Consider the following 24,350-nt stretch of genomic DNA (forward strand, 5'->3'; position numbering starts at 1 on the left):
GTCGCGAAATAAAACGGCTTGTATAATGAAAAAACATCCCCATCTATTCGAATATCGATGAGAAAGCGAGGTTTCTTGTGTTAGATACAGAGTTTACCAAAGCTCAGCCTGAATACGTAACGGTTTCATTAACAGATTACGGCGTTATTCGTCTGACGGGTCCACAAACTGACGAATTTTTGCAGGGCCAATTAACCTGCGACATAAAGCAGTTGACGGATCGCAATTGGCTGTACGCCGCGCACTGTGACAATAAAGGCAAAGCGATGAGTACATTGTTTGTCACCCGCTTCGCTGACAGTGTGCTATTGCTGAGTCATAAAGACGCTATTGCTGCCAGTTTGGCGCAGTTACAAAAATTTGGGGTATTTAGCAAAACTGACATCGTCGATGCTTCTGAACAGTTATCACTCTATGGTGTTTTCGGTACCGCAGCACCTGCGCGTTTAGCTGAATGGCTTGAGCAACCGTTAAATGTCGATGAATCACAAGCGGTAACCAAAGTTGCTGATGGCGTGACCTTAACCTTAGGCAGTCACCCCGATCAGTACTTGCTTATCACCGAACGTGATAACTTTCCAACCAACGCACCAATGGATGCTTGGAATGCACTTGAAATTGAACGTGGTCGACCGACCCTCATTTCAGGTACACTATTAGAGTATGTGCCCCAAATGCTTAACGTTCAGGCGTTACATGGTATTAGCTTTACCAAGGGGTGTTATATCGGCCAGGAGACCATCGCTCGGATGAAATATCTGGGCAAGCAGAAGCGAGCACTGTTTCGTTTAGTTGGCCAAGGGCCGTCGGTTAACGCCGGCGCCACGCTAGAACAGCAACTTGGTGACAATTGGCGGCGTGCCGGCACGGTAATTAATGCAGTGAGCCGTGCTGACAATCAACTTGACCTTTTAGCCGTACTGCCAAGCGATATCGAGGCAGATACCAAGCTAAGAGTGAAAGATGATGACGCGAGTCTCTTGGAAATTTACCCACTGCCTTATAACTTGGATGAATCATGAGTCAAACTATTAGCCAGGACAAAGTTGTTGGAATTCACTACACCGTGAAAACCGCCGAAGGCCAAGTTCTGGATCAATCAAAAGAAGGTCAACCGCTACAATTTATCTTTGGTCGCGGCATGTTGATCAAAGGTCTTGAGAACGCACTTGACGGTAAAGCAACTGGCGACAAATTTGAAGCTGAAATTCAACCAGCTGACGCCTATGGCGAACGTCACGAAGGTCTTATTCAAACCGTTCCACGCAGCTTGTTTGGCGACAACGAAGTTGCTGTTGGTATGCAGTTCCGTGCAAGCACTGACGCTGGTGAGCAATCAGTCATGATTGTTGACGTCAGCGACGACGAAGTTACTGTAGACGGTAATCATCCGTTAGCAGGTACTGCGTTAAACTTTGACGTTGAAGTTGTTGAAGTTCGTGATGCTGATCCAAGCGAATTGGACCACGGTCACGTTCATGCCGATGGTAACCACAACCACGGTTAATCCGCATGAATTTGCGGTAAAAACGCACCTCCGGGTGCGTTTTTTTATGCGCAAATCAGCGTATACTGATGGTCACAACTGCTTATTTGACAAGTGACATCAGCCATGACGAACAACAAAGCCTATCCATTTAGCTCTGCCACCGCTCTCGCGCAAGCGCTTGGTAAAATCGACCAAGAAAGCCAAGGCGTTGTATTGCCGATTCATGTTGCCACCACCTACATTCGTGGCGCCGATAATACTTATCCAACCGGCAATGTTTATTCGCGCGCTGACAATCCAACCTACAAACCAGTTGAGCAGTTATTATGCCAACTCGAGGGTGGCGAACAAGCGCTATTATTTGGCTCGGGCATGGCTGCTGCAACCGCAGTATTTTTAGGCTTAAAGCCCGGCGATCATGTTGTTGCACCTATAGTGATGTATTGGGCGCTGCGTAACTGGTTACTAAATTTTGCGACTGACTGGGGTTTACGAATCGACTTTGTCGACATGACTGATTTGAATGCGGTTGCCGCGGCGATCAAACCTAAACAAACCAAGCTGGTCTGGTTAGAAACCCCAGGCAACCCGATGTGGACAATCAGCGATATTGCCGCTATCAGTGAGCTAGCGAAATCAGCAGGCGCCGCCGTTGCGGTTGATTCAACCTGTGCCACACCACTATTAACCCAACCGCTGGCCATTGGCGCAGATATTGTCATGCATAGTGCCACGAAGTATCTCAATGGTCACTCTGATGTTATCGCGGGTGCGTTAGTAACGAAACAAGATTCAGCCTATTGGCAACGTATTCGTGCGGTACGAGCGCAAGGTGGCGCAGTTCCAAGCCCACACGACGCCGCGCAGTTATTACGCGGCATGCGCACCATGCACTTGCGGGTCCGTGAAAGTTGTAGCAACGCGATGTTTCTAGCTGAGCAACTGCAACAACATCCACAAATTCTCGAAGTCTTGTACCCAGGCTTACCAAGTTTTGCCGGCCATAACGTCGCTCGCAAACAAATGCACGGCGGCTTCGGTGGCATGCTTTCGATTCGCGTGAAAGGCGGTGAGCAAACAGCGGTGCATTTGGCCGCCAACACAAAATTATGGAAACGCGCAACGTCACTTGGTGGCGTGGAAAGCTTAATTGAACATCGCGCCAGCGTTGAAGGCGAAGGGACGCCCTGCCCGCCTGATTTGTTACGTTTATCAGCCGGTATTGAGGACAAACACGAATTACTCGCCGATTTATTGCAAGCAATGCGTTAATCGTTAAAAAAATAACCCGGCGTGAAACGCCGGGTTACCACTAATATCTAATATCTAACGGCTAATATCGGTTTTGCTCTTACTTGCGTGGACGCATGTGTGGGAACAACAGCACATCACGAATTGACGGCGAATCAGTCAACAACATCACCAACCGATCAATGCCAATGCCTTCGCCCGCAGTCGGTGGCAAGCCGTGTTCTAACGCTGTCACATAATCTTCGTCATAGAACATCGCTTCGTCATCTCCCGCTTCTTTTTGCTGTACCTGTTCACGGAAGCGTTCGGCTTGATCTTCAGCGTCATTAAGCTCTGAGAAGCCATTCGCAAGTTCGCGACCACCCACAAAAAACTCAAACCGGTCGGTAATAAACGGGTCGTTATCGTTACGACGCGCTAACGGTGATACTTCTGCTGGGTACGCGGTAATAAAGGTTGGCTGCATTAATTTATGCTCGGCAACCTCTTCAAAGATTTCAATTTGGATTTTACCTAAGCCCCAAACCGGTTTTACTTTAATACCCAGTGATTCCGCGAGTTCAGTCGCTTGTTCAATACTATCCAATTGCGCTTCGGTTGCTGAAGGAAGATGCTCTAAAATCGCTTCTTTTACCGTCATGCGTGCAAACGGTTTACTGAAATCATACTGCACGCCTTCGCTTTCAAACTGCGCTGAACCGAGGATTTCCGTGGTCATGCCGCGTAGCATGTCTTCGGTTAAGTCCATCAGGTCTTGATAATCAGCATAAGCCCAATAGAACTCAAGCATGGTGAATTCTGGATTGTGGCGCGTTGATAAACCTTCGTTGCGGAAATTGCGATTGATTTCAAATACTTTCTCGAATCCGCCTACAACTAAACGCTTCAGGTACAACTCCGGTGCAATACGCAAATATAACTGCATATCTAACGCATTATGATGCGTCACAAACGGACGTGCCGCTGCGCCACCCGGAATGGTTTGCATCATTGGTGTTTCAACTTCTAGGAATTGCTTATTCGCCAAATAGCGACGAATGTAATCAACCACTTTGGAGCGCACGATAAACGTATTACGCGATTCTTGATTGGTGATTAAATCCAAGTAACGCTGACGATAACGCATTTCTTGGTCAGACAAACCGTGGAATTTATCTGGTAACGGGCGCAACGCCTTAGTTAATAAGCGCACGTCATCAACTTGCACACTCAACTCACCTGTTCCAGTAATAAACAAAGTTCCTGAGGCACCAACAATGTCACCTAAATCCCATTTTTTAAACTCTTCGTTGTAAAAACCCTCAGGCAGATTATCACGCGCCACATACAATTGAATTTGGCCCGACATATCCTGAATGGTTGCAAAACTTGCCTTACCCATAATCCGACGCGTCATCATCCGACCAGCCACGCTGACACGAATGCCTTTCGCTGCTAGCTCTTCTTTTTCCGAACCGTCATATTGCTCGTGCAACTCAGCTGCTAAGCTGTCGCGACGGAAATCATTCGGGAATGCTACGCCTCGCTCGCGCAACGCAGCAAGCTTAGCCTTGCGCTGGGCGATTTGTTCATTGACGTCCAACTCAGGGGCTTGCGTTTTATCGTTCATCGGTAAGTTTCCTCTTTACGCAGAGCCTTCCGCCCTGCAACTTCAATTTATAAACCTGATTTCAAACTTGCTTCAATAAATGGATCAAGGGCACCGTCGAGTACCGCTTGCGTATTGCGGTTTTCAACACCGGTACGTAAATCTTTGATACGCGCATCATCAAGCACGTATGAGCGGATTTGACTGCCCCAACCAATATCTGATTTCGAATCTTCGAGCGCTTGTTTTTCAGCAAGTTGCTTTTGCAATTCTAACTCAAACAACTTCGCACGTAATTGTTTCATCGCGGCATCGCGGTTTTTATGCTGTGAGCGATCGCTCTGACACTGAACAACAACACCTGTGGGTTCGTGCGTAATACGAATCGCTGAATCGGTACGGTTAACGTGCTGACCACCAGCACCTGACGCACGATAGGTATCAACTCGCAAATCTGCTGGATTGATTTCTATTTCAATCGAGTCATCCACTTCCGGATAGACAAACACGGATGCAAACGACGTATGTCGACGGTTGCCCGAGTCAAACGGCGATTTACGAACCAAACGATGTACGCCAGTTTCCGTGCGTAACCATCCGTAAGCGTATTCACCTTGCACTCGCACTGTCACCGATTTGATGCCGGCCACTTCACCTTCAGAAAGCTCAGTGATTTCAGCTTTAAAATCATGTGATTCGGCCCAGCGTAAATACATACGCAACAGCATATTTGCCCAGTCTTGCGCTTCAGTACCGCCGGAACCAGCTTGAATATCTAAATAGCAATCAGACGCATCGTGATCACCAGAGAACATGCGACGGAACTCAAGTGTTGCCAGCTGTCCTTCTAATTGGTCAAGTTCGGCTACGGCTTCGTTGTAGGTGTCTTCATCGTCAGCCTCGACAGCTAACTCAACCAAACCTTCAACATCGTCCAGCCCTTGAGCCAGATTGTTCAATGTTTCAACGACTTGCTCTAAACTCGAGCGCTCTTTTCCTAACGCCTGCGCGCGCTCTTGATCATTCCACACACCTGGATCTTCCAGCTCACGAGTGACTTCTTCAAGACGCTCAACCTTCTGAGCGTAGTCAAAGATACCCCCGAAGTAGCTCGCTGCGTTTTCGCATTTCTTTTATCGCAACATATGTAGCATTCGTTTCGAACATAGTTTTTCAATCTCAATAGCAATCGTTGTTTGCAAGGTTGTTTACAAAGGGGGCGTATTCTACCGCAAAGCGTAAAAATGCTCTAGTTGTAGCTGCACCGAAGTGCGACCACGAAAGTGATTTAATTGAACTTTGTATGCTGCATGCATGCGTTCGATGGAGGTATCTGGCCACTCGCGTAAATCAACGTTAAAGGCTATTGCATCAATAACGACACGTTGTGGTGTTTCCAATACTAATTTCAAATGTCGCTCACCCACCAAACGTTGCTGCGCAATACGAAATTCCCCATCAAAAATCGGCTCAGGAAATCCTTGCCCCCAAGGGCCAAATGCTTCAAGTTGACGCACAAACGGTTCTTGCAAATATTCGGCATCCAGCTCACCATCTGACCAGATGGTATGAGTCAAATCATCTGCACCTAACCAGTCAGCCACTTGTTGCGTAAATGCTTCACGAAATACCCCTAAGTTTTCCCGCGCTAGCGTCAAACCTGCCGCCATTGCGTGACCACCAAAGCGTTCAATTAATTGTGGGTGCAGACTGTGCACGCGTTCCAATACATCACGAATATGTAATCCGGGAATTGACCGAGCGGAACCTTTGAGGAAGCCATCATCGCTATCCGCAAATGCAATAACTGGTCGATGACACTGTTCTTTGACCCGCCCAGCAACAATACCAACCACACCTTGGTGCCACCCAGCTTGATAGAGAACCAGTGCGGCTGGCAGTTGGTCGCTGTCAGCATTTAATTGTGCGACATAGGCTTCAGCTTCTTCGCGCATTTCAGTTTCAATACTGCGGCGCGCTTTATTTAATTCATCCAGCTGTGCCGCAAGTTGTTGCGCTTGCGTCAAATTTGTTGCCAACAGACATTCAATGCCGGCGGCCATATCATCTAATCGCCCCGCAGCATTAATACGTGGTCCTATCGCAAAGCCGAGATCGCTGGCCTGTAACTGTTGCGGATCGCGATTCGCAACTTGTAACAACGCGGCAATACCTGGGCGACAGTAACCGGCTCGAATCCGCTGCAAACCTTGTTGCACCAAAATACGGTTGACGCCATCGAGTTTGACCACGTCGGCAACCGTGCCAACAGCCACCAAATCCAACCACTGAGCCAAGTTAGGTGTATCTATGCCGCGTTCGCGCAATTCATGTCGTAACGCTAAAAGCACATAAAATGCGACACCAACTCCGGCAATATTGGGGCTGGGGAAATCGCAAGCGGGTTGGTTCGGGTTTACAATCACATCAGCTGGCGGTAATTGTGGTCCGGGTAAGTGATGGTCGGTAATAATCACAGTCATCCCTGCTGCTTTTGCCGCAGCAACGCCAGCATGACATGAGATGCCACTATCCACCGTCACAATCACCTCAGCGCCTTGTTGTTGCGCTTGTGCAACAACCGCTGGTGATAAGCCATAACCATCTGCGAAACGATTCGGCACAATATAACCAACGCGTTCGGCGCCCAGCGCTTGTAATACCGAAACCATCAACGCCGTGGAAGTGGCGCCATCAGCATCAAAGTCACCACAGATACATATGGCCTGCTGCTGTGCAATAGCATCTGCCAGAATGCACGCCGCCGTCTCAACACCGCGAAGCAAGTTAAAGTGTGGCAGTTGTTTCGCGCTGAGATCGAGCTGAGGCGCGTCAACAATACCGCGTCGAGCTAAAATTTGCGCCAGCACAGGCGGTATACCAGTAGCCCAATCGCCTACAGTAACCGTAGGTCGACGTTGAATGCTAATTTCAGCCATTATTATTTATTCAGTTCCGCTGCGAGGCGCTCAGGTGGCACATAGCCAGGTAACATTCGGCCCGACTCAAACACAATGGCTGGCGTGCCGCGTACGCCAAATTTTTGCCCCAGCGCAAAATGCTGCGCCACTGGGTCATCACACTCTGTTGAATTGAATGGTTCGTCGTGCTTCGCAGCACTTAGTGCAGCTTGCTGATCTTCGGCGCACCAAACATTCTTCAAATCATTCGCGGCGTTACTTTGCATCCCATTTCGCGGCCATGCCAAATAACGCACGGTAATGCCGGCTTCGAGATATTCATCAATACGCTCGTGCAGTTGTCGGCAGTAGCCACAACTCGTATCGGTAAATACATGAATAACGTGTTTTTCATTCGGCGCTTGGAATTCAATCACACTGTCTTGCACCTGTTCTAAGTCTCTCACCCGCATACTTTCAAGCACCGTTTCACTGACGTTATCAGGCTCACTGCCAGTAATTTTAAATATACGACCACTGACAATGTGGCGACCGTCGTCACTGGCATACACAAGTCCTTGATCAGTAATAACTTCCATTAATCCGTCAATATGTGCTGGTTTTGCAGATTCAACGACAAACCCCATCCGTTGCATATGAGTGGTATCAAACTCGACCTGTCCACTTTGTGACTCAACCGGCACTGTCGACGCTTGCTCAGGCGAGCAGGCAACTGCGACAATACTTAAACCTAAAACTGCCAAGTACTTCATGAAATATCCTATGTTGGCTGTGTTCAATAAAATTATGCCCGCGGGTGATGGCTTGCGTGCAATTGCTGCAGCCGTTCGCGCGCGACATGTGTATATATTTGTGTTGTCGATAAATCGCTATGCCCCAGCAACATCTGTAACACACGTAAATCTGCACCATGATTCAACAGATGCGTAGCAAAAGCATGTCGCAATGTATGCGGTGACAAATGGGACCGAATATCGGCTCGTTGCGCATAATAACGAATTCGATGCCAAAATGCTTGTCGGGTCAATGGTCCCCCCCTGCGGGTAACAAACACCCAATCTCCGGGCTCCGAAAACAGTTGCTGACGTCCGTGTTTAAAGTAGCGTTGTAGCCACTCCAGCGCTTCCTCGCCAAGCGGAACCAATCGCTCTTTATTGCCTTTACCAACCACGCGCACCAATTCTTGCTGCAAGTGAATTTGGTCGACTTGTAAATGTACCAACTCGGTAACTCGTAAACCGGTTGCGTAAAGCACTTCCAGCATCGCTTTATCGCGAAGCTGCACGGGGTCATCCACCTCAGGCGCATTAAGTAAATCATCAACCTCAGCTTCGGACAAACTATGCGGAATGGATTGTGGTTGTTTCGGACGCGCCAAACGTGTCGTCGGGTCACTGGAGCACAAGCGTTCAGCTAATGCATATTGGTAGAATTTTTTGAGTGCACTTAACGCTCTAGAGGTACTGCGCGGCGAAAAACCCTGTTGTCGACGCCACAGCAAATAACGTTCTAAATCATCACTCGTCACCTGCAACAGCTCGACTTTTTGAAACGTCGTTAAAAAGCGTTGAAAACTTCTCAAGTCGGTTTGATAAGCTGCACTCGTGTGTTTGCTAACGCCCTGCTTTAACCATAACTTATCGAGAAATTTCGCAATTTCTTCATCGACCGCAGGTGGGATTGGGACCGGTTGGTTCGCTGAGCTCATTGGTTCACTTTGTTGATTAATTCCAATGGCATCATCATAAACGGGTTTACAGCGACTCTCAATCTGCTATTATGCCGCCCTCGCGTGGAGGGGTTCCCGAGCGGTCAAAGGGATCAGACTGTAAATCTGACGGCTCAGCCTTCGCAGGTTCGAATCCTGCCCCCTCCACCACTTTTCTTTCGTTTGTTTCGATTAATCCGCGATTACCAAACCAGAATTAATTTACCTTGCGTCGCATTATCACGTAAACGCTGAAACGCGCCGGTGACTTCACCCACGGGTACAATACCGTCAATATTTGCTGTTATTTTTTGCTGCTCAAATAATGGCCATACATGATTGTATAAATCTGCCATGATTTTTGCTTTAACGGTGAGTGGTTGGCTGCGCAAGGTGCTACCGATAATACGTTGACGCTTCATCAACAAACGCCCGGCATCAATTTCCGCGGTTCGGCCCCCCATCAAACCGATCACAATAAGGCGACCATCTTGGTTTAAGACTTGTTGATTCCAGTGTAGGTAATCACCAGCCACCGGATCTAAAATAATATCTGCACCACCCCAGGCTTTCACTGCATCAACAAAACTCCCGTCGCGGCGGTTCCAACACGCTTCAGCCCCCAGCTGCTTGGCTTGCGTAAGTTTCTCAACACTGCCAGCGGTGGCAAATGTCGGGTTGCCACGCTCTCGGGCTAACTGCAACAACGCTTGCCCCACACCACTAGCGGCTGCATGAACCAGCACTTTTTCACCTGGCTGTGCACAAGCAATGCCATAAACGTTATACCAAGCGGTGGCAAAGACTTCGCAAATACCGGCGGCCTGCGCAAGTTCCATACCGTTTGGCACGGGTAACACTTGACTTGCAGGCACCGCCACAAATTCAGCGTAACCACCACCAGCCAACAAAGCACAAACTTTATCGCCAACTTGAACCGAACTCACTTTAGCACCAACCGCATACACGATACCGCTGACTTCAAGACCCAATACATCTGAAGCACCAGGCGGTGGCGGATAATGCCCAGCAAGTTGCATCAAATCCGCCCGATTCATGCCGCTATAGGCTACTTTAATAAGAACTTCATGTGCCCCAACTTCTGGTCGCGCCCGGTGTTGCCACTGAACCTGCTGGTTTTCACCGGCAACCATCACTTGCATGTTTGTTGACATAACATCTCCTTATAAGGCACACAAATTTCTACAATGACTGCGTCTACGCAGTCAGTTTACCTGCTTGATAATCACGCAATGCCTGCTCTATCTCAGCCTGTGAATTCATTACAAATGGCCCGTATTGGGCAATTGGTTCACCAATCGGTTCACCAGCTAAAATAATAACACCGGCAGAACCCTCTGCGGCGACAATATGCAAATCGTCAGTATCATTCAATCGCACCAACTCACCACGAGCAACCGCACTTTCGTTGATAGTCACGCCACCGGCGTACACGTAAGCTAAACGTGTTTTTTGCTGTTGACTCGGAATTGTCACCTTGGCATTCGGTTCCAATCGCGCGTCGAGCATTAAGAAGCGCTGTTCAGGTTGTTGAATTGGTCCGATGCCACCGTCAAACTCGCCCGCGATGACCCGAACCTGTGCTTTTTCATAATCAATATGAGCCAATTTATCTTGCGGATAATCAGCCCAATCTGCCGCTTCCATTTTGCGTGCAGCCGGCAAATTGATCCACAACTGAAAACCCCACATCAAACCATCTTCTTGCTTTGGCATTTCAGCATGAATAATACCACGCGCGGCTTTCATCCACTGTGCACCGCCAGACTCAACCACACCTGTATTGCCGTTCGAGTCTTTATGCTCCATGCGTCCAGCTAACATGTAAGTTAGCGTAACAAAACCACGATGCGGATGCGGTGGAAAGCCAGCAATATAGTCATTCGGATTATCCGAACGAAACTCATCCAGCATTAAAAACGGGTCTTGATGACGCAAACTGGGTTGATTCACAATTCGCGTGAGCTTCACCCCAGCGCCATCTTGGGCTGGCATACCACGGTGACGACTTAAAATAACCTGACTCATAACACCACCTCTTTACGCGTATGCGATGCAGAAAAATCGAGTTGTGGCCCAACTGGAATCACGCCGGTTGGATTGATCATATGATGACTACCGTAATAATGCTGTTTGATATGGTCCATCACCACGGTCTCCGCCACACCTGGCACTTGGTACAATGCTTTCACGTAATTCCAAAGATTCGGATAATCAACAATGCGTCGCTTATTGGTTTTGAAGTGCCCCACATAAACCGCATCGAAACGTACCAAGGTTGTAAATAACCGCCAGTCGGCTTCCGTTAAGGTATCGCCTACCAAGAATTGTTGGCTAGCAAGACGTTGTTCAAGCGAATCGAGCGCATCAAACAGGGCGTCGAATGCCTCTTCGTAAGCCGCTTGTGCGGTTGCGAAGCCACACTTATAAACACCATTATTAACGCGGTCGTAAACCATGTCATTAATCGCATCAATGTCGCTGTGCAAGGCCGCTGGATAAAAATCCAACGTATTGCCCGTGAGATCATTAAACGCACTATTAAACATACGAATGATGTCAGCAGATTCATTGCTCACAATCGTTTGCTCTTTCTTGTCCCACAGCACCGGCACAGTGACGCGACCACTGTAGTTCGCATCGGCTTTCAGATATAGCTGATACAAAAACTCTAAATTATATAATTCGTCATGCAACGGTTGTTCAGCAAACTCCCAGCCATTCTCTAACATCAATGGATGTACCACAGATACCGAAATATGATCTTCTAATTGCTTCAGTTTGCGAAATATCAAAGTCCGATGCGCCCAAGGGCACGCATAACTTACATATAAATGATAACGACCTGATTCAGCTGGGAATCTTGCCGACGCATCCGCTTCTATCCAATTACGAAACTGCGCTGCACTGCGTTCAAACTTCCCGCCAGTGCTATCGGTGTCATACCATTTATCTTGCCATTTGCCGTCTACGAGTAATCCCATGACGCTCTCCTTAAAACATTTTAAAATCTTAAAAAGGAGTATAACGGGTAAGTAATCGAATGATTATTGAGAAAATCACGGCTTTATATTCGAAAAAATCGAATTTAGATGGAGCTATTGTTACGGTTGAAGCCTAATTCAGCTGTTTAATAGCTGACTAACCACGTCCGCACTGAGCATGTCTGCGCGCTGCTGTAACTGTTCATGGAGCTCAGTAAAACGAGTGATGGTTTGCTCAGCGCTAGGTTGTAACTGCGTTGTCAGCGCCTGACAGAGATTCTCTTCAGTCGCTTCATGTTGCGCAAACTCAGGCACCAACAGGGTGTTAGCAAGAAGATTTGGCAAGCTGAAGAATGGTGCTTTAAATAATCGCTTGATAAGTTGATAAGTGAGCCAGTTAAATTTATAAGCCACCACCATCGGGCGCTTGATTAACATCGCCTCTAATGTCACCGTCCCGGAAGTAAGCAACAGCGCGTCACATGCCGCCATCGTGTCGCGTGATTGCCCATCAATTATGGTTAATGGTAAATCTGGTGCTATCTGTTGCTGTAAGTTTCGAAACTGCTCGGCTCGAGCAGCGCTGATCATGGGTGTGACAAATTTTAAATTGGGCTGCTCTGCGTGTAGGCGTTGAGCAACCTTTAAAAATAACGGCGCCATGCGTGCGATTTCACCCTTGCGGCTGCCCGGCAACACACCAATCCATTGCTGCTCAGTAGCTAACTGAAGATGCTCTCGTGCCGCCAGCTTTGACCAGGTCATCGGAATGCTGTCTGCTAACGGATGACCGACAAAAGTTGCCGGCAATTCATGTTCGTCATAAAAGGCTTTTTCAAATGGCAACAAGCATAATACGTGATCAACAGCTTGCTTGATGCCGTGAATGCGCCCTTGCCGCCACGCCCAAACAGATGGGCTGACATAGTGCACCGTTTTAATACCTGCAGCTTTTAAGCGTTTAGCGATAGGTAAATTAAAATCCGGCGCATCAATTCCAATAAACACATCAGGTCGACGTTCTAAAAACGTATTCACCAACAACCGTCGATGCCCGAGTAACTTGAACAAACTCCCCAGCACCTCTGCAATACCCATGACCGCAAGATCCTCCATCGGAATCAAGCTTGTCAGGCCTTGCGCTTGCATGAGCGGACCGCCGACACCAATGAATTCGGCATCAGGATAACGATTGCGGAGTTCGCGAAGCATGCCAGCGCCGAGCAAATCACCCGAGTGTTCGCCGGCAATGACTGCAATGAGAGGAGCTGTTGAACTGGTCATGATACTTCGCCGCTACTTCGCCATTACTTCGCCGTAGCTTAGCGAATAATGCCCCGCTGACTGTTCTGGACAAAATCAATCAGTGGCGTAAGTTCAACGTCAGCATCAAGCTCGCGCATTTTTTCGACAGCTTCACTAATCGTCAAACCTTGACGGTAAAGTAATTTAAAAGCGCGCTTAATATTCAGAATCTGATTTGGTTGGAAGCCACGGCGCTTCAAACCTTCAGCGTTTATCGTACGCGGTGCGGCATTATGCCCCTGCGCCATGATATACGGTGGAATATCTTGTACCACAACCGAATTAACAGCGGTGAATGCATGCGCACCAATGTGACAGAACTGATGCACACCGGTAAAACCACCCAAGATGGCCCAGTCGCCAACATGCACGTGCCCTGCTAAGGTCGTGTTGTTCGCCAATATGACGTTATCACCAACCATACAGTCGTGAGCGACATGAACGTATGCCATGAGCAAATTATTGCTACCAATTTGAGTTAAGCCTTGGTCTTGGACAGTACCGCGGTGAATTGTCACGCATTCACGAATAACATTATTGTCACCGATCACGAGCCGTGTTGGCTCACCGTTATACTTTTTATCTTGGCAATCTTCGCCAACCGAAGCAAATTGAAAAATCCGGTTATTTTTGCCCAAAACCGTTGGTCCACGCAGCACAACGTGTGGACCAATGACGCAATTGTCTCCAATTTCGACATTCGCCCCAACAATTGAGTACGGACCAATTTCGACATTGTTGCCAATGCGGGCTGAGTCATCAATAATCGCGGTTGGATGAATCACTTAGACTTCCCTTCTTGCACAAATAATATCGCAGCTACATGCCAACTCACCGTCAACGTCTGCGCGGCCTTTGAATACCCAAATACCACGACGTTCTTTTTCAAAAGTGACGTGCAAGTTCATGGTATCACCGGGTAATACTTGACGTTTAAAACGAGCGTTATCGACACCTGCAAACAAGTATAGGTCATTCGACCCTGGGCTGCTTGCAGTTATCTTGAAGCCAAGTAAACCGGCTGCTTGCGCTAAAGCTTCCAAAATTAATACGCCAGGGAAAATCGGGTTCTCTGGAAAATGCCCAGTAAAAATAGGTTCATTGACTGAAACATTTTTTACCGCATGAATGGTTGATTGATTGTCACAAGCAACCACCTTGTCCACTAACAAAAATGGATAGCGATGCGGTAATAACCGAAGAACTTCTTTAATATCAAATGCGCCATCTGCAGACAAAGCGTCATCCTCGTTTTTACATGAATAATTATTGTTCGAGTTGTTTTTCTATTTTCTTTACGCGCTGGAACAAATCGTCTAACTGACGATAACGAGCGCCATTACGACGCCACTCTCTTTGTGGCGCAGCTGGAATACCGGAAGCATAGGCTCCAGGCTCAGTAATCTCTTTGATAACCATTGAGAAACCACTGATTTGTACGTCATCGCAAATCGAAATATGTCCGTTAATTGCGGTAGCACCACCGATCAGACAACGTTTACCAATACGACAACTACCAGCTAATACCGTACAACCAGCAATCGCAGTGTCTTCATCGATAAACACGTTATGCGCAATCTGGCACTGATTATCAATAATCACACCGTTGCTAATCACAGTATCGTCTAGGGCTCCGCGATCAATCGTCGTGCTCGCACCAATATCGACTCGATTGCCGATGACGACACGACCAAGCTGTGGAATTTTAATCCATTTACCGCCTTCATTGGCCCAACCAAAACCATCGGCTCCAATCACACTACCGGCGTGCACTAAACAGTGCTCACCAATCACGCAGTTGTGATAAATCACCACGTGTTGCCATAACTGCGTATGCGCGCCAATGCGTGTACCAGGGCCGACATAGCAGCCAACACCAATGGTTACATTGTCGGCGAGCTCAACATTTTCAGCAATCACCGCATTCGCACCAATGGCGACATTTTTCCCGATCTTTGCACTTGGATGAATCTGCGCACTGGCATGGATGCTTTCAGCAGCCTTTGGCGTGGTATCTAACAGCTGCGCAACTTTCGCAAATCCCGCATATGGATTTGATGTGCACAAAACTGACATGCCTGCCGGAACCTCGATATTCGGAGCCACGATGACGGCACTTGCTTTCGACGTATCAAGCTGACTTCGATATTTTTCATTCGCCAAAAAGGCAATTTGCCCCGGCTGAGCCGAGGCAAGAGTTGCAACACCGGTTACCGTGAGGGCGGCATCGCCCTGCACCTGCGCACCAATTGCGTCAGCAAGCTGCTGCAATGTGAGTGTTTGCATTAACTTAGTTTCCACCAGTCATTTTTTTCACAACTTCATCAGTCAAATTAGCTGAGTCAGCGGCGTAAATTAATGCACTGCTTTGTAATACCACATCAAAGCTTTGCTCGCTGGCAACAGCTTGTGCATTGCGCATCACGTCAGTCATCAATTTGTCACGTAATTCATTACCACGACGGCCCATGTCTTCGCGCAAAGCTTTCATTTTAAGTTGACGAGTGGTGTCGAGCATTTCCATTTCGCGTTCCATTTTAACGCGCTCAGCTGGTGACATGATTGACGCGTCACGCTGTGCTTTTTCACTCAAAGCACGCATTTGCTCTTCAAGTTTAGTCACTTCGTCAATTTGACCTTTAAATTCGTCTTGAACTTGTTGTTCAAGATTGCGCGCTTGTGGCAAGTTCGCAAAAACTTCTTGCATGCTAACAAAACCGATTTTTTGCTGTGCTTCAGCAGCATTTGCAAACATTGCAGATGACAACAAAGCCACTGCGATACTAGATTTAACGATAGCTTTCACTATTAACTCCTTGATACTTATTAGAATGTTGTACCGATATTGAACGTAAACGTCTGCGTACGATCGGTCTCTTCTGATTTAATCGGCCGACCAAATGATAACGTGATAGGTCCCATAGGTGAAATCCATTGTATAGAAATACCGGCGGCAGCGCGATAGTGCGTTGGCTCGCTGTAATCCTTCAATGCTTCTGAGTTACCGATGAGCTCGAGTTGACTATACGTTGCGTAGTCAAACTCGGTATCCCAAACGTTACCAACATCGATATAGAAACTTGTTCTTACCGTGTTTTTATTCTCTTCAGAAATAAACGGTGTTGGCACAATTAATTCTAGACCACCAACAGCCATCGCGTTACCACCAACCGAATACTGGCTTACCGCGAGTTGATCTGCTCCTGGGTATGCTGGCAGTCCGGTTGGAATACCATCATATCCTGGCTGACCAGGAATCGTTTGTGGATAGCGATAAATCGCACGTGGGCCAATGGTGTTGCCCTCAAAGCCACGCAAGTTATCACGACCACCTAAACGGAAGTTCTCATAAAATGGGAACAAGTACTCGTTACCGTTATCATCGGTGCCATAACCATTACCGTAGCCAATGCGTAAGCGTGTCATAAACACAAAGCTATGGCTGTCGGTAATTGGGAAATATTGACGATAGTCGTAGTTAGTACGGAAGTAATTCACGTCACTATTTGGCGTCGCAACTTCAAAGCTTAAGCTATTCGATGAACCTGCCGTTGGGAACATCCCGCGGTTCAATGTCACGCGGCTGATACCAGCCGATAACTCAAAAATATCGAATTTAACGCCAAGATTAGGATTTTGCTCATCAAGGTACGGACGATAGAAGCGTGATACTTGCTCATAACTATCAACGTTACTGATTTGCTCGTTACGGTAAGTTGCGCCGAAATTCAAGCTGGTCACTTCGTTAATTGGGAAACCAATAGAACTACCAATACCATATTGTTTTTTGTTGTAACGAATATAGTTTTCAAGGTTACCGGCATCAAACTCGCTGATATAAACCTGTCCAGACAAGCTCACACCGTCTTTAGTTAAGTAGCGGTCGGTATAAGATACCGAGGCACTTTTGTTATAACGGTTGGTATTGACGTTAATGGCAGCACGGTTACCCGAGCCTAAGAAGTTCTCTTGCGACAAACCAAGGCCTATTTGGAAACCTGAATAATCACCGTAACCCAAGGTGAAGTTGAAACTGCCTGATGGCTGTTCTTTTACGGTAAAATCGACTTCTACCCGATCATCTTGGGTGTCTGATTTGCGGGTTGAGGTTTCGACGGTTTCAAAATAACCAAGGCGTTCAAGTCGCACTTTACTTTGTTCAATTAATTGATCGTTTAATGGCGCACCTTCAAGTTGACGCATTTCACGGCGCAAGACTTCATCGGCAGTAATGTTGTTACCAATGAAGTTAATTCGATCAACATAGATACGTTGGCCAGGATTCACTGAAAACGTTAGATCAACCTCGTTACTACCTTCTTGCATATCTGGTATGGCGCGAACTTCTGGATACGCATAGCCAAATCGGCCGTAATAGCGCGATATCGCATCTTCAAGGAAAGTGATTTGTTCTGCGTTATAACGCGTACCAGGATCGATAGCAGTCAGTCGTTTAATAACTTCTTCGTGCCCTTTCAGGTCGCCAATGACATTGACGTCGCGAATATCGTATACGTCGCCTTCGTTCACATTAATTGTAATGTAAACGCCCTCTCTATCTGGGGTCATGCTGACTTGAACGGATTCAACCTGAAACGCTAAATAACCACGATTACGATAAAAGCTTTCCAACTTTTCCAAATCGCCGGTTAACTGCTGCTTCTGATAGCGGCGCTCGCCGATAAAGTTCCACCACGGCAACTGGTCTTTTAATTCGAAATCAACTAGCAACTGCTCATCAGTGAAACTACTGTTACCAACGATATTGATCTGTTGAATTTCAGCTGAATCACCTTCTTCAAATTGTAATTCGAGACGCACACGGTTACGTGGTAGCTCAATCACGTTGATATCAACCGTCGCGTTATATTTACCAACGCCATGGAAGAAATCTTCAAGACCGGTTTCAATCGATGAGATCATCGTGCGATCAAGCTGTTCACCAACAACAATACCGCTGTCGGTCAAACTCTCTTCTAGCATCTCATCTTTAATTTCTTTGTTGCCATCAAATTCGATGCTTGAAATAGTCGGCCGTTCGATGACTTCAAATACCAGCGTATTACCGTCTCGTTTAACGATAATATTCTCAAAATAGGCGGCAGAGTTGAGTGAACGAATACTCGCGCGGATACGATTCGCATCCACTTCGTCACCCACTCGAATTGGAATGTAGGTTAACGCCGCACCTAATGCGACACGTTGTAAACCGCGCACCCGAATATCTTCAACAACGAATTTTTCGGCATTTACTTGTGAATTATTTTCTGCACTACTCGCCTCGTGGGCCGGCAGTGACGCCGCTGCAACGAGGGCGCTTAAAAACAGCTGTTTCAACGTCATTCTGTGCTACTTAATTGTTTTATGTTGTACATGTCGTTTCATTGCGACAATCGCAAAATATCATTACTGATTGCGATTGCCATGAGTGCAAAAATTAGAATACCGCCAATACGGTAACAAATTTCTTGAACACGTTCTGAAACGGGTTTGCCTCTCGCGCCTTCAATGGCTAAAAATGCGAGGTGCCCGCCATCCAATACCGGTAACGGTACCAAATTAATGATGCCCAAGTTGACACTAATTAATGCTAGAAACCCTAAAAAATAAACGAATCCATAGCTCGCTGTTGCTCCAGCACCTTCAGCTATCGCAACAGGGCCGCTTAAATTACTTACCGAAACGGTTCCAGTAACCAGTTTACCCAGCATTTTCACGCTAAGAACCATCAATTCCCAGGTGCGCTCTGCACCCTGCCATAGCGCATCGATGACCCCAAATTGTTGGGTAAATCGATAGGCTTCAGGATACGGGGCAACAGTAGGTTCAACCCCTAAAAAGCCGATTTGTTGGCCATTTACTTCTCGACTACCTAAGCGCGTTGTCACAACCATCTGCTGGCCTTGGCGTTCGATGGTCAAATCGACCACTTGCCCTGGCGCCTGCATGATTAAGTCTCTCGTTTGAGGCCAATCAGTTACAGGAGTTCCATTAAATCCGAGAATTTTATCTTGAAGCTGCAAACCAGCCTCAGCTGCCGGCGAATTTTCTGCAACGTAACTTAATGTTAATGAAACTTCCGGCTGGAACGGACGCATGCCCAACGCCACAAATGTTGGCTGTTGGTTATCATCTAAACGCCACTGTTTGATATCTAACGTGTAGTCACGCAGGCGATTATTTTCGTCGCGGGTTTGTAGCGTCACAGTTTCGTTACCAAGTGCTGCCGCCAAGTTCAGGTTAACCTGTTGCCAGTCAGCCGTACGTTGGTTATCCACCGAGACAATTTCGGCTGGCGTTTCAATTCCTGCAGCTGCTGCAATTGAGTTAGCGTCTGTGGTGCCGATAATCGGCTTCACTGATGGCACGCCCAATAGAAACATTAACCACAATACCGCAATTGCCAAAATGAAATTAGCGATTGGCCCCGCTGCAATGACTGCAGCACGTTGCGCGACAGATTTTGAATTGAAACTTAAATGACGTTGCTCTGCAGGCACTTCATCTACGCGCTCATCGAGCATTCGCACGTAGCCGCCGAGTGGAATAAGACCAACTTGGTACACGGTACCGTCTCGCGCTTGGCGTTGCCAAATGGGTTTACCAAAACCAACTGAAAACGTCAGTACTTTCACACCACAACGACGGGCGACCCAATAGTGTCCAAATTCATGAAAGGTCACCAAAATACCAAGGGTGATGACAAAGGCACCAAGCGACCAAATAATACTGCCCATTACGAAACTTGCTCCACCTGCTGCCGCGCTATAGCGCGTGCTTCAGTATCTAAATCTACTAACGCTTCAACCGTTGTCAGTTCAGTTGCGTTCAGTTGCTGTAACACACTATCACAAATTTTAGCGATTGCGGTGAATGGAATTCGTTCTTGTAAGAATGCTGCAACAGCAATTTCATTGGCTGCATTTAAACTGGTGGTAGCCCACTGTCCTTCCCAACACGCATCAATCGCTAATTGCAAGCATGGATAACGGGCCGCATCAGCAGGCATAAAAGTTAGCGCGCTAAGCTGAAGGAAATCCAAGGCTTGAACACCACTCTCGATACGCGTCGGGTAACCTAAACCATAAGCGATTGGCGTACGCATATCGGGCTGACCGAGTTGCGCAATAACCGAACCGTCACAATAGCTCACCATCGAATGAATGACACTTTGCGGATGCACCAACACCTGTAGTTGTTGCTTGTTGCAATTAAACAACCAGCGTGCCTCAATATACTCGAGACCTTTATTTAACATGGTTGCCGAATCAACAGAAATTTTTTGTCCCATCGACCAGTTGGGATGGTTACACGCTGCCGCCGGTGTTTGTTGAGCAAGTTGGCTTATCGGCAATTCGCGAAAAGGACCACCTGAGCCAGTTAACAAAATTTGATGGATGCCCGCTGCAGCGAGATCAGCATGCCCTAACGGCTGTTGCACTTCTGGCGGTAAACACTGATAAATCGCATTATGCTCGCTGTCGATTGGCAATAGCTCAGCGCCATGCGTCGCCACGGCATCCATAAACAGTTGCCCTGACATGACTAACGCTTCTTTATTTGCCAATAGCACGCGTTTACCAGCTTTAACGGCCGCCATCGTTGGCAGCAATCCCGCTGCCCCAACAATCGCAGCCATAACCGTATCAACTTGCGGTTCAGCGGCCACCGCAATAACGGCCTCGGCACCGCCTAAAACTTCGCAGTCAAGATCAACTAATTCTTGCTGTAAACGCAGCGCAGCTTGTTTATCGGCCATTACCGCTACCCGCGGCTTAAACCGACGACATAGTGTCGCCATATCAGTCACGTTACCGTTTGCGGTTACCGAAAACAGCTCGAAGTGCTCAGGGTGATTTGCCATCACAGCTAAAGTATTCTGGCCAATTGAGCCAGTTGCGCCAAGAACGGTAACTCGTTGCTTCATATCAGGCCAAGAACCACAAATAAGCGAGCGTAAAAATCGGTAACGCAGCGGTTAAACTATCAATACGATCAAGAATGCCACCATGACCCGGCAACAATGAACCACTGTCTTTTACGCCGGCACAGCGTTTAAACATACTTTCATTGAGGTCACCGAATACGGATGCGACAACTGTGACTAAACCTGTCACGTAGTAACCGCTAAACTGCTCGGCAGGAATTTTCAACCAATGTGCCAATACCATCATCACCACAAATGCTAAGGTGATACCGCCACACAGGCCTTCCATTGTTTTGCCTGGGCTCACTGCTGGCATCAGTTTGTTACGGCCATAGCGCACGCCGGCGAAATAGGCACCGACATCGGCAGCCCACACAAGAAGTAGTACAAACAATACCGCAAAACCGCCAAACAATGGTTGCTCAGCATAATTTAGTGAACGTACGGCAACCAAGCCGGCCCATGCTGGAACAAGGGTCAATAAACCAAACACCCCAACAATTGAACGGGTTCGTGACCACACACGACGACTTTTCGGATAATTAATCACCAGAGCTATCGCCAGCAACCACCAGACGCATCCAATGACTATTAATGCGTAAATAATTGGGTCGAGCTCACCGTCTAACCAAATCTTATTCAGTGGCACTAACCACATCAGACAACCCAGCAAGATCGCGACAAACGCCGTGTATGCAATGCGAGCGCTGGTGCGCGTCACATTCATCAGTGGCGCCCATTCCCACGCTCCTGCTGCCATTAACCCAATCACGGCAATCGCAAACCACAATAATGGCAGCCCAAACACCGCATATAAAGCTAATGGGATTAAAATAATTGCAGTTATTAAACGTTGTTTCAGCAAACTAATCCCCGGTTGTCACGTCGGTATCTAAAATGGCTTGTTGTAATTGCTCACTAGTGAGCCCGAAGCGTCTTTCCCGACAGCTAAAGTCTGCAATAGCTGCGGCAAATTCACGATCGTCAAAGTCTGGCCATAATACCTTACTAAAATAAAACTCCGCATAGGCTAATTGCCACAGCAGAAAATTGCTAATTCGGTGTTCGCCACCTGTTCTTATTAATAAATCTGGCACTGACTGATCAGCTAACTCAAGCTGGCCAGCCAATTTTTCTTCGGTAATATCTGCTGGCGTGAGCTCTCCCGCCGCAACTTGTACTGCCAACTTCCGAGCCGCTTGGGTGATATCCCAATGACCACCGTAATTCGCTGCAATATTCAAGTTTAACGCCGTATTACCCGCCGTTAATGCTTCGGCCTCGTGCATTTGTCGTTGCAAACGCTCGCCAAAAGCTGACTTATCTCCGATGATTCGTAACCGCACATTATACTTGTGAAGTTTTTTGACTTCACGTTTTAGCACAGTCATGAATAATTCCATGAGCACTGAAACTTCCTGTTCTGGCCGCTTCCAGTTTTCACTACTAAACGCAAATAAGGTTAATGACTCAATACCTTTTTTGCGAGCAAATTCAACTGCTGCACGCACCGCTTGCGCGCCTGCCTTATGACCTGCGGTGCGGCGCTTGCCACGCATTTGCGCCCAGCGCCCGTTACCATCCATGATGATTGCCACGTGCCGTGGAATTTTTATTGTCGAGACTTCCGTTGTTGTCATAGGTAATGCCATACAAGAAAAAACGCCGTGCGAGTATACCTGACACGGCGCTCTCCACCAACGTGGAATACAAGTGACTGCTTAAACTTCCATCAAATCTTTTTCTTTTTCAGCCAGCAGTTCATCAATTTTTGCGATGTAAGTGTCAGTAAGCTTCTGAATTTCATCAGTGCCTTTACGTTCTTCATCTTCAGTGATTTCTTTTTCTTTCAATAATTCTTTCAAATCATTATTCGCATCGCGACGAATGTTGCGAACCGCAACACGCCCCTGCTCAGCTTCAGCGCGCACAACTTTCACTAAATCGCGACGACGCTCTTCGGTCAGTGGCGGTAGTGGCACACGAATAACAGTACCTGCCGCGGCCGGATTCAACCCTAGATCCGAGGTCATGATGGCTTTTTCAACTGCAGCGCTTGAAGATTTATCAAACACCGTAATCGCCAGTGTTCGTGAATCTTCAACAGTAATGTTAGCGAGTTGCTTCAATGGCGTATCAGCGCCGTAATATGGCACCATAATACCGTCTAGAATGCTTGGGTGCGCACGCCCGGTGCGAACCTTTGAAATTTGTGAGCGCAGCGCCTCAACACTCTTTTCCATACGCTGCTTGGCGTCTTGCTTAATTTCGTTTATCACGTTTTTATCCTTTCAATTCTTAGTGCACAAACTCTTTGGTTTATGCTTGCTCAATCACGCTTTCACTGGCTATTAGTGTACCTTCTTCTTCGCCCATAATCACGGCTCTTAACGCACCGGGTTTATTCATATTAAACACACGAATCGGTAAATTATGGTCGCGAGCAAGCGTAAACGCCGCTAAATCCATCACTTTAAGCTGTTGTTGTAGTACGTCATTATAACTGATTTGACGGAACAATTTGGCGTTTGGATCTTTGACTGGATCCGCAGAGAACACCCCGTCAACTTTCGTTCCTTTGAGCACTAAGTCAGCTTCGATTTCAATGCCGCGTAGGCAAGCTGCTGAATCAGTGGTAAAGAATGGGTTACCGGTACCGGCCGAAAATATCACGACTCGACCCGATTTTAATAAACTAATCGCGTCTGCCCAATTATAGCTATCGCAAACACCATTTAATTCAATGGCTGACATCAATCGTGCGTTCACAAACGCACGATGCAGTGCATCACGCATCGCCAAGCCGTTCATTACGGTTGCCAACATGCCCATATGATCACCAACCACACGGTTCATCCCAGCTTTAGCGAGGCCTTCACCGCGAAATAGGTTACCACCGCCAATCACTAATCCAACTTGAACGCCCAGTTCAACCAATTCTTTAATTTCCTGAGCCATGCGGTCTAAAACTTTTGCATCAATGCCAAAAGGCTCATCGCCCATTAGCGCTTCACCGCTTAATTTTAAAAGTACACGGCGGTATGCAGGTTTGCTACTTGGTGTCATAAGTTCGCTCCATGTTCAGGTTTTGAGGGGGTTCACCTTAAAAAAAACCGCATCCTGCCGAGCAGGATGCGGTTTCTATTATCGACTGTC

23 protein-coding genes and 1 tRNA gene are annotated in these 24,350 nt (G+C 47.4%); 4 read left to right on the plus strand and 20 right to left on the minus strand.

The genetic code is table 11. From position 1 onward, the window contains the following. Nucleotides 1–77 precede the first annotated feature (77 nt). The 3 genes from ygfZ (at nucleotide 78) to BM292_RS03250 (ending at nucleotide 2,761) form a co-directional block, all read left to right on the plus strand. Nucleotides 78–1,022: a tRNA-modifying protein YgfZ gene (gene ygfZ / locus BM292_RS03240; protein WP_092855228.1), complete on the plus strand. Its 945-nt coding sequence runs from the start codon at nucleotides 78–80 to the stop codon at nucleotides 1,020–1,022. After that, nucleotides 1,019–1,507 (plus strand): FKBP-type peptidyl-prolyl cis-trans isomerase, encoded by a 489-nt coding sequence (locus BM292_RS03245; RefSeq protein WP_092855230.1) that lies wholly within the window; start codon nucleotides 1,019–1,021, stop codon nucleotides 1,505–1,507. Before ygfZ ends, BM292_RS03245 begins: the two co-directional genes overlap by 4 nt. 105 nt (nucleotides 1,508–1,612) lie before the next feature. Further along, complete coding sequence (locus tag BM292_RS03250; protein ID WP_092855232.1) at nucleotides 1,613–2,761, plus strand: trans-sulfuration enzyme family protein; 1,149 nt, start codon at nucleotides 1,613–1,615, stop codon at nucleotides 2,759–2,761. Nucleotides 2,762–2,840: 79 nt separating this feature from the next. On the opposite strand, the gene lysS is transcribed toward BM292_RS03250, so the two are convergent. From lysS to xerD, 5 genes are all read right to left on the minus strand, one after another. Further along, a complete protein-coding gene (lysS, locus tag BM292_RS03255; protein WP_092855234.1) occupies nucleotides 2,841–4,349 on the minus strand; it encodes a lysine--tRNA ligase in 1,509 nt (502 codons plus the stop codon). 47 nt (nucleotides 4,350–4,396) lie between these two features. Further along, nucleotides 4,397–5,495 (minus strand): peptide chain release factor 2 gene (gene prfB / locus BM292_RS03260; protein WP_130202863.1). Its coding sequence is split into 2 segments (ribosomal slippage): nucleotides 4,397–5,419 and nucleotides 5,421–5,495, totalling 1,098 coding nucleotides; the frame shifts between segments, so codons are not numbered across the junction. Nucleotides 5,496–5,554: 59 nt separating this feature from the next. Beyond that, on the minus strand, nucleotides 5,555–7,267 hold the full coding sequence (gene recJ, locus BM292_RS03265) for a single-stranded-DNA-specific exonuclease RecJ (RefSeq protein WP_092855238.1): 1,713 nt from the start codon (nucleotides 7,265–7,267) through the stop codon (nucleotides 5,555–5,557). Between the two features lie 2 nt (nucleotides 7,268–7,269). Next, on the minus strand, nucleotides 7,270–8,001 hold the full coding sequence (gene dsbC, locus BM292_RS03270) for a bifunctional protein-disulfide isomerase/oxidoreductase DsbC (protein ID WP_092855240.1): 732 nt from the start codon (nucleotides 7,999–8,001) through the stop codon (nucleotides 7,270–7,272). A 32-nt stretch (nucleotides 8,002–8,033) separates the two neighbouring features. Beyond that, nucleotides 8,034–8,957: a site-specific tyrosine recombinase XerD gene (gene xerD / locus BM292_RS03275; protein ID WP_092855242.1), complete on the minus strand. Its 924-nt coding sequence runs from the start codon at nucleotides 8,955–8,957 to the stop codon at nucleotides 8,034–8,036. 86 nt (nucleotides 8,958–9,043) lie between these two features. On the opposite strand from xerD, the gene BM292_RS03280 reads away from it, so the two are divergent. Then, nucleotides 9,044–9,128 (plus strand) — tRNA-Tyr (locus tag BM292_RS03280). A gap of 32 nt (nucleotides 9,129–9,160) precedes the next feature. On the opposite strand, the gene BM292_RS03285 is transcribed toward BM292_RS03280, so the two are convergent. The 15 genes from BM292_RS03285 to pyrH form a co-directional block, all read right to left on the minus strand. After that, nucleotides 9,161–10,132, minus strand: coding sequence for an NAD(P)H-quinone oxidoreductase (locus BM292_RS03285; RefSeq protein WP_245751797.1), 972 nt, complete (start codon nucleotides 10,130–10,132; stop codon nucleotides 9,161–9,163). A 43-nt stretch (nucleotides 10,133–10,175) separates the two neighbouring features. Beyond that, a complete protein-coding gene (locus tag BM292_RS03290; RefSeq protein ID WP_092855244.1) occupies nucleotides 10,176–11,006 on the minus strand; it encodes a pirin family protein in 831 nt (276 codons plus the stop codon). After that, on the minus strand, nucleotides 11,003–11,962 hold the full coding sequence (locus BM292_RS03295) for a glutathione S-transferase family protein (protein WP_092855246.1): 960 nt from the start codon (nucleotides 11,960–11,962) through the stop codon (nucleotides 11,003–11,005). Before BM292_RS03295 ends, BM292_RS03290 begins: the two co-directional genes overlap by 4 nt. Before the next feature lie 138 nt (nucleotides 11,963–12,100). Next, on the minus strand, nucleotides 12,101–13,246 hold the full coding sequence (gene lpxB / locus BM292_RS03300) for a lipid-A-disaccharide synthase (protein WP_092855249.1): 1,146 nt from the start codon (nucleotides 13,244–13,246) through the stop codon (nucleotides 12,101–12,103). A 38-nt stretch (nucleotides 13,247–13,284) separates the two neighbouring features. Next, the gene (gene lpxA / locus BM292_RS03305) at nucleotides 13,285–14,052 is read right to left on the minus strand and encodes an acyl-ACP--UDP-N-acetylglucosamine O-acyltransferase (RefSeq protein ID WP_092855251.1); all 768 of its coding nucleotides are present in this window, start codon (nucleotides 14,050–14,052) and stop codon (nucleotides 13,285–13,287) included. Further along, the gene (gene fabZ / locus BM292_RS03310; RefSeq protein WP_092855254.1) at nucleotides 14,053–14,505 is read right to left on the minus strand and encodes a 3-hydroxyacyl-ACP dehydratase FabZ; all 453 of its coding nucleotides are present in this window, start codon (nucleotides 14,503–14,505) and stop codon (nucleotides 14,053–14,055) included. Nucleotides 14,506–14,533: 28 nt separating this feature from the next. Further along, a complete protein-coding gene (lpxD, locus tag BM292_RS03315) occupies nucleotides 14,534–15,553 on the minus strand; it encodes a UDP-3-O-(3-hydroxymyristoyl)glucosamine N-acyltransferase (RefSeq protein ID WP_092855256.1) in 1,020 nt (339 codons plus the stop codon). 4 nt (nucleotides 15,554–15,557) lie between these two features. Beyond that, nucleotides 15,558–16,073, minus strand: a complete 516-nt coding sequence (locus BM292_RS03320) for an OmpH/Skp family outer membrane protein (RefSeq protein WP_092855258.1) — start codon at nucleotides 16,071–16,073, stop codon at nucleotides 15,558–15,560. Nucleotides 16,074–16,093: 20 nt separating this feature from the next. Then, complete coding sequence (gene bamA, locus BM292_RS03325) at nucleotides 16,094–18,610, minus strand: outer membrane protein assembly factor BamA (protein WP_092855261.1); 2,517 nt, start codon at nucleotides 18,608–18,610, stop codon at nucleotides 16,094–16,096. A 38-nt stretch (nucleotides 18,611–18,648) separates the two neighbouring features. Further along, nucleotides 18,649–20,004, minus strand: a complete 1,356-nt coding sequence (rseP, locus tag BM292_RS03330; protein ID WP_092855263.1) for a sigma E protease regulator RseP — start codon at nucleotides 20,002–20,004, stop codon at nucleotides 18,649–18,651. Further along, on the minus strand, nucleotides 20,004–21,194 hold the full coding sequence (gene ispC, locus BM292_RS03335) for a 1-deoxy-D-xylulose-5-phosphate reductoisomerase (protein ID WP_092855265.1): 1,191 nt from the start codon (nucleotides 21,192–21,194) through the stop codon (nucleotides 20,004–20,006). The genes rseP and ispC overlap by 1 nt, the downstream gene beginning before the upstream one ends. A 1-nt stretch (nucleotide 21,195) precedes the next feature. After that, nucleotides 21,196–22,059 (minus strand): phosphatidate cytidylyltransferase, encoded by an 864-nt coding sequence (locus BM292_RS03340; RefSeq protein ID WP_092855267.1) that lies wholly within the window; start codon nucleotides 22,057–22,059, stop codon nucleotides 21,196–21,198. 1 nt (nucleotide 22,060) lies between these two features. After that, complete coding sequence (gene uppS / locus BM292_RS03345) at nucleotides 22,061–22,834, minus strand: polyprenyl diphosphate synthase (RefSeq protein ID WP_092855270.1); 774 nt, start codon at nucleotides 22,832–22,834, stop codon at nucleotides 22,061–22,063. An 81-nt stretch (nucleotides 22,835–22,915) separates the two neighbouring features. After that, a complete protein-coding gene (gene frr, locus BM292_RS03350; RefSeq protein ID WP_407681423.1) occupies nucleotides 22,916–23,437 on the minus strand; it encodes a ribosome recycling factor in 522 nt (173 codons plus the stop codon). 76 nt (nucleotides 23,438–23,513) lie between these two features. Continuing rightward, nucleotides 23,514–24,260 carry a UMP kinase gene (gene pyrH, locus BM292_RS03355; protein ID WP_092855274.1) on the minus strand — a complete coding sequence of 249 codons (747 nt, stop codon included), beginning with the start codon at nucleotides 24,258–24,260 and terminating at the stop codon, nucleotides 23,514–23,516. Between the last annotated feature and the right edge of the window lie 90 nt (nucleotides 24,261–24,350).

Origin of the sequence: Pseudidiomarina tainanensis, from assembly GCF_900115255.1 — a bacterium.
Taxonomy (GTDB): Bacteria; Pseudomonadota; Gammaproteobacteria; order Enterobacterales; family Alteromonadaceae; genus Pseudidiomarina; species Pseudidiomarina tainanensis.

What these genes read in the sequence shown, in the direction of transcription:
- lpxB (WP_092855249.1), bottom strand. Translation starts at nt 13,246, where the DNA reads ATGACCAGTTCAACAGCTCCTCTCATTGCAGTCATTGCCGGCGAACAC.
- pyrH (WP_092855274.1), bottom strand. Translation starts at nt 24,260, where the DNA reads ATGACACCAAGTAGCAAACCTGCATACCGCCGTGTACTTTTAAAATTA.
- BM292_RS03290 (WP_092855244.1), bottom strand. Translation starts at nt 11,006, where the DNA reads ATGAGTCAGGTTATTTTAAGTCGTCACCGTGGTATGCCAGCCCAAGAT.
- lysS (WP_092855234.1), bottom strand. Translation starts at nt 4,349, where the DNA reads ATGAACGATAAAACGCAAGCCCCTGAGTTGGACGTCAATGAACAAATC.
- dsbC (WP_092855240.1), bottom strand. Translation starts at nt 8,001, where the DNA reads ATGAAGTACTTGGCAGTTTTAGGTTTAAGTATTGTCGCAGTTGCCTGC.
- BM292_RS03295 (WP_092855246.1), bottom strand. Translation starts at nt 11,962, where the DNA reads ATGGGATTACTCGTAGACGGCAAATGGCAAGATAAATGGTATGACACC.
- lpxD (WP_092855256.1), bottom strand. Translation starts at nt 15,553, where the DNA reads ATGCAAACACTCACATTGCAGCAGCTTGCTGACGCAATTGGTGCGCAG.
- ispC (WP_092855265.1), bottom strand. Translation starts at nt 21,194, where the DNA reads ATGAAGCAACGAGTTACCGTTCTTGGCGCAACTGGCTCAATTGGCCAG.
- uppS (WP_092855270.1), bottom strand. Translation starts at nt 22,834, where the DNA reads ATGACAACAACGGAAGTCTCGACAATAAAAATTCCACGGCACGTGGCA.
- BM292_RS03245 (WP_092855230.1), top strand. Translation starts at nt 1,019, where the DNA reads ATGAGTCAAACTATTAGCCAGGACAAAGTTGTTGGAATTCACTACACC.
- frr (WP_407681423.1), bottom strand. Translation starts at nt 23,437, where the DNA reads ATGGAAAAGAGTGTTGAGGCGCTGCGCTCACAAATTTCAAAGGTTCGC.
- BM292_RS03285 (WP_245751797.1), bottom strand. Translation starts at nt 10,132, where the DNA reads ATGTCAACAAACATGCAAGTGATGGTTGCCGGTGAAAACCAGCAGGTT.
- rseP (WP_092855263.1), bottom strand. Translation starts at nt 20,004, where the DNA reads ATGGGCAGTATTATTTGGTCGCTTGGTGCCTTTGTCATCACCCTTGGT.
- xerD (WP_092855242.1), bottom strand. Translation starts at nt 8,957, where the DNA reads ATGAGCTCAGCGAACCAACCGGTCCCAATCCCACCTGCGGTCGATGAA.
- recJ (WP_092855238.1), bottom strand. Translation starts at nt 7,267, where the DNA reads ATGGCTGAAATTAGCATTCAACGTCGACCTACGGTTACTGTAGGCGAT.
- bamA (WP_092855261.1), bottom strand. Translation starts at nt 18,610, where the DNA reads ATGACGTTGAAACAGCTGTTTTTAAGCGCCCTCGTTGCAGCGGCGTCA.
- BM292_RS03250 (WP_092855232.1), top strand. Translation starts at nt 1,613, where the DNA reads ATGACGAACAACAAAGCCTATCCATTTAGCTCTGCCACCGCTCTCGCG.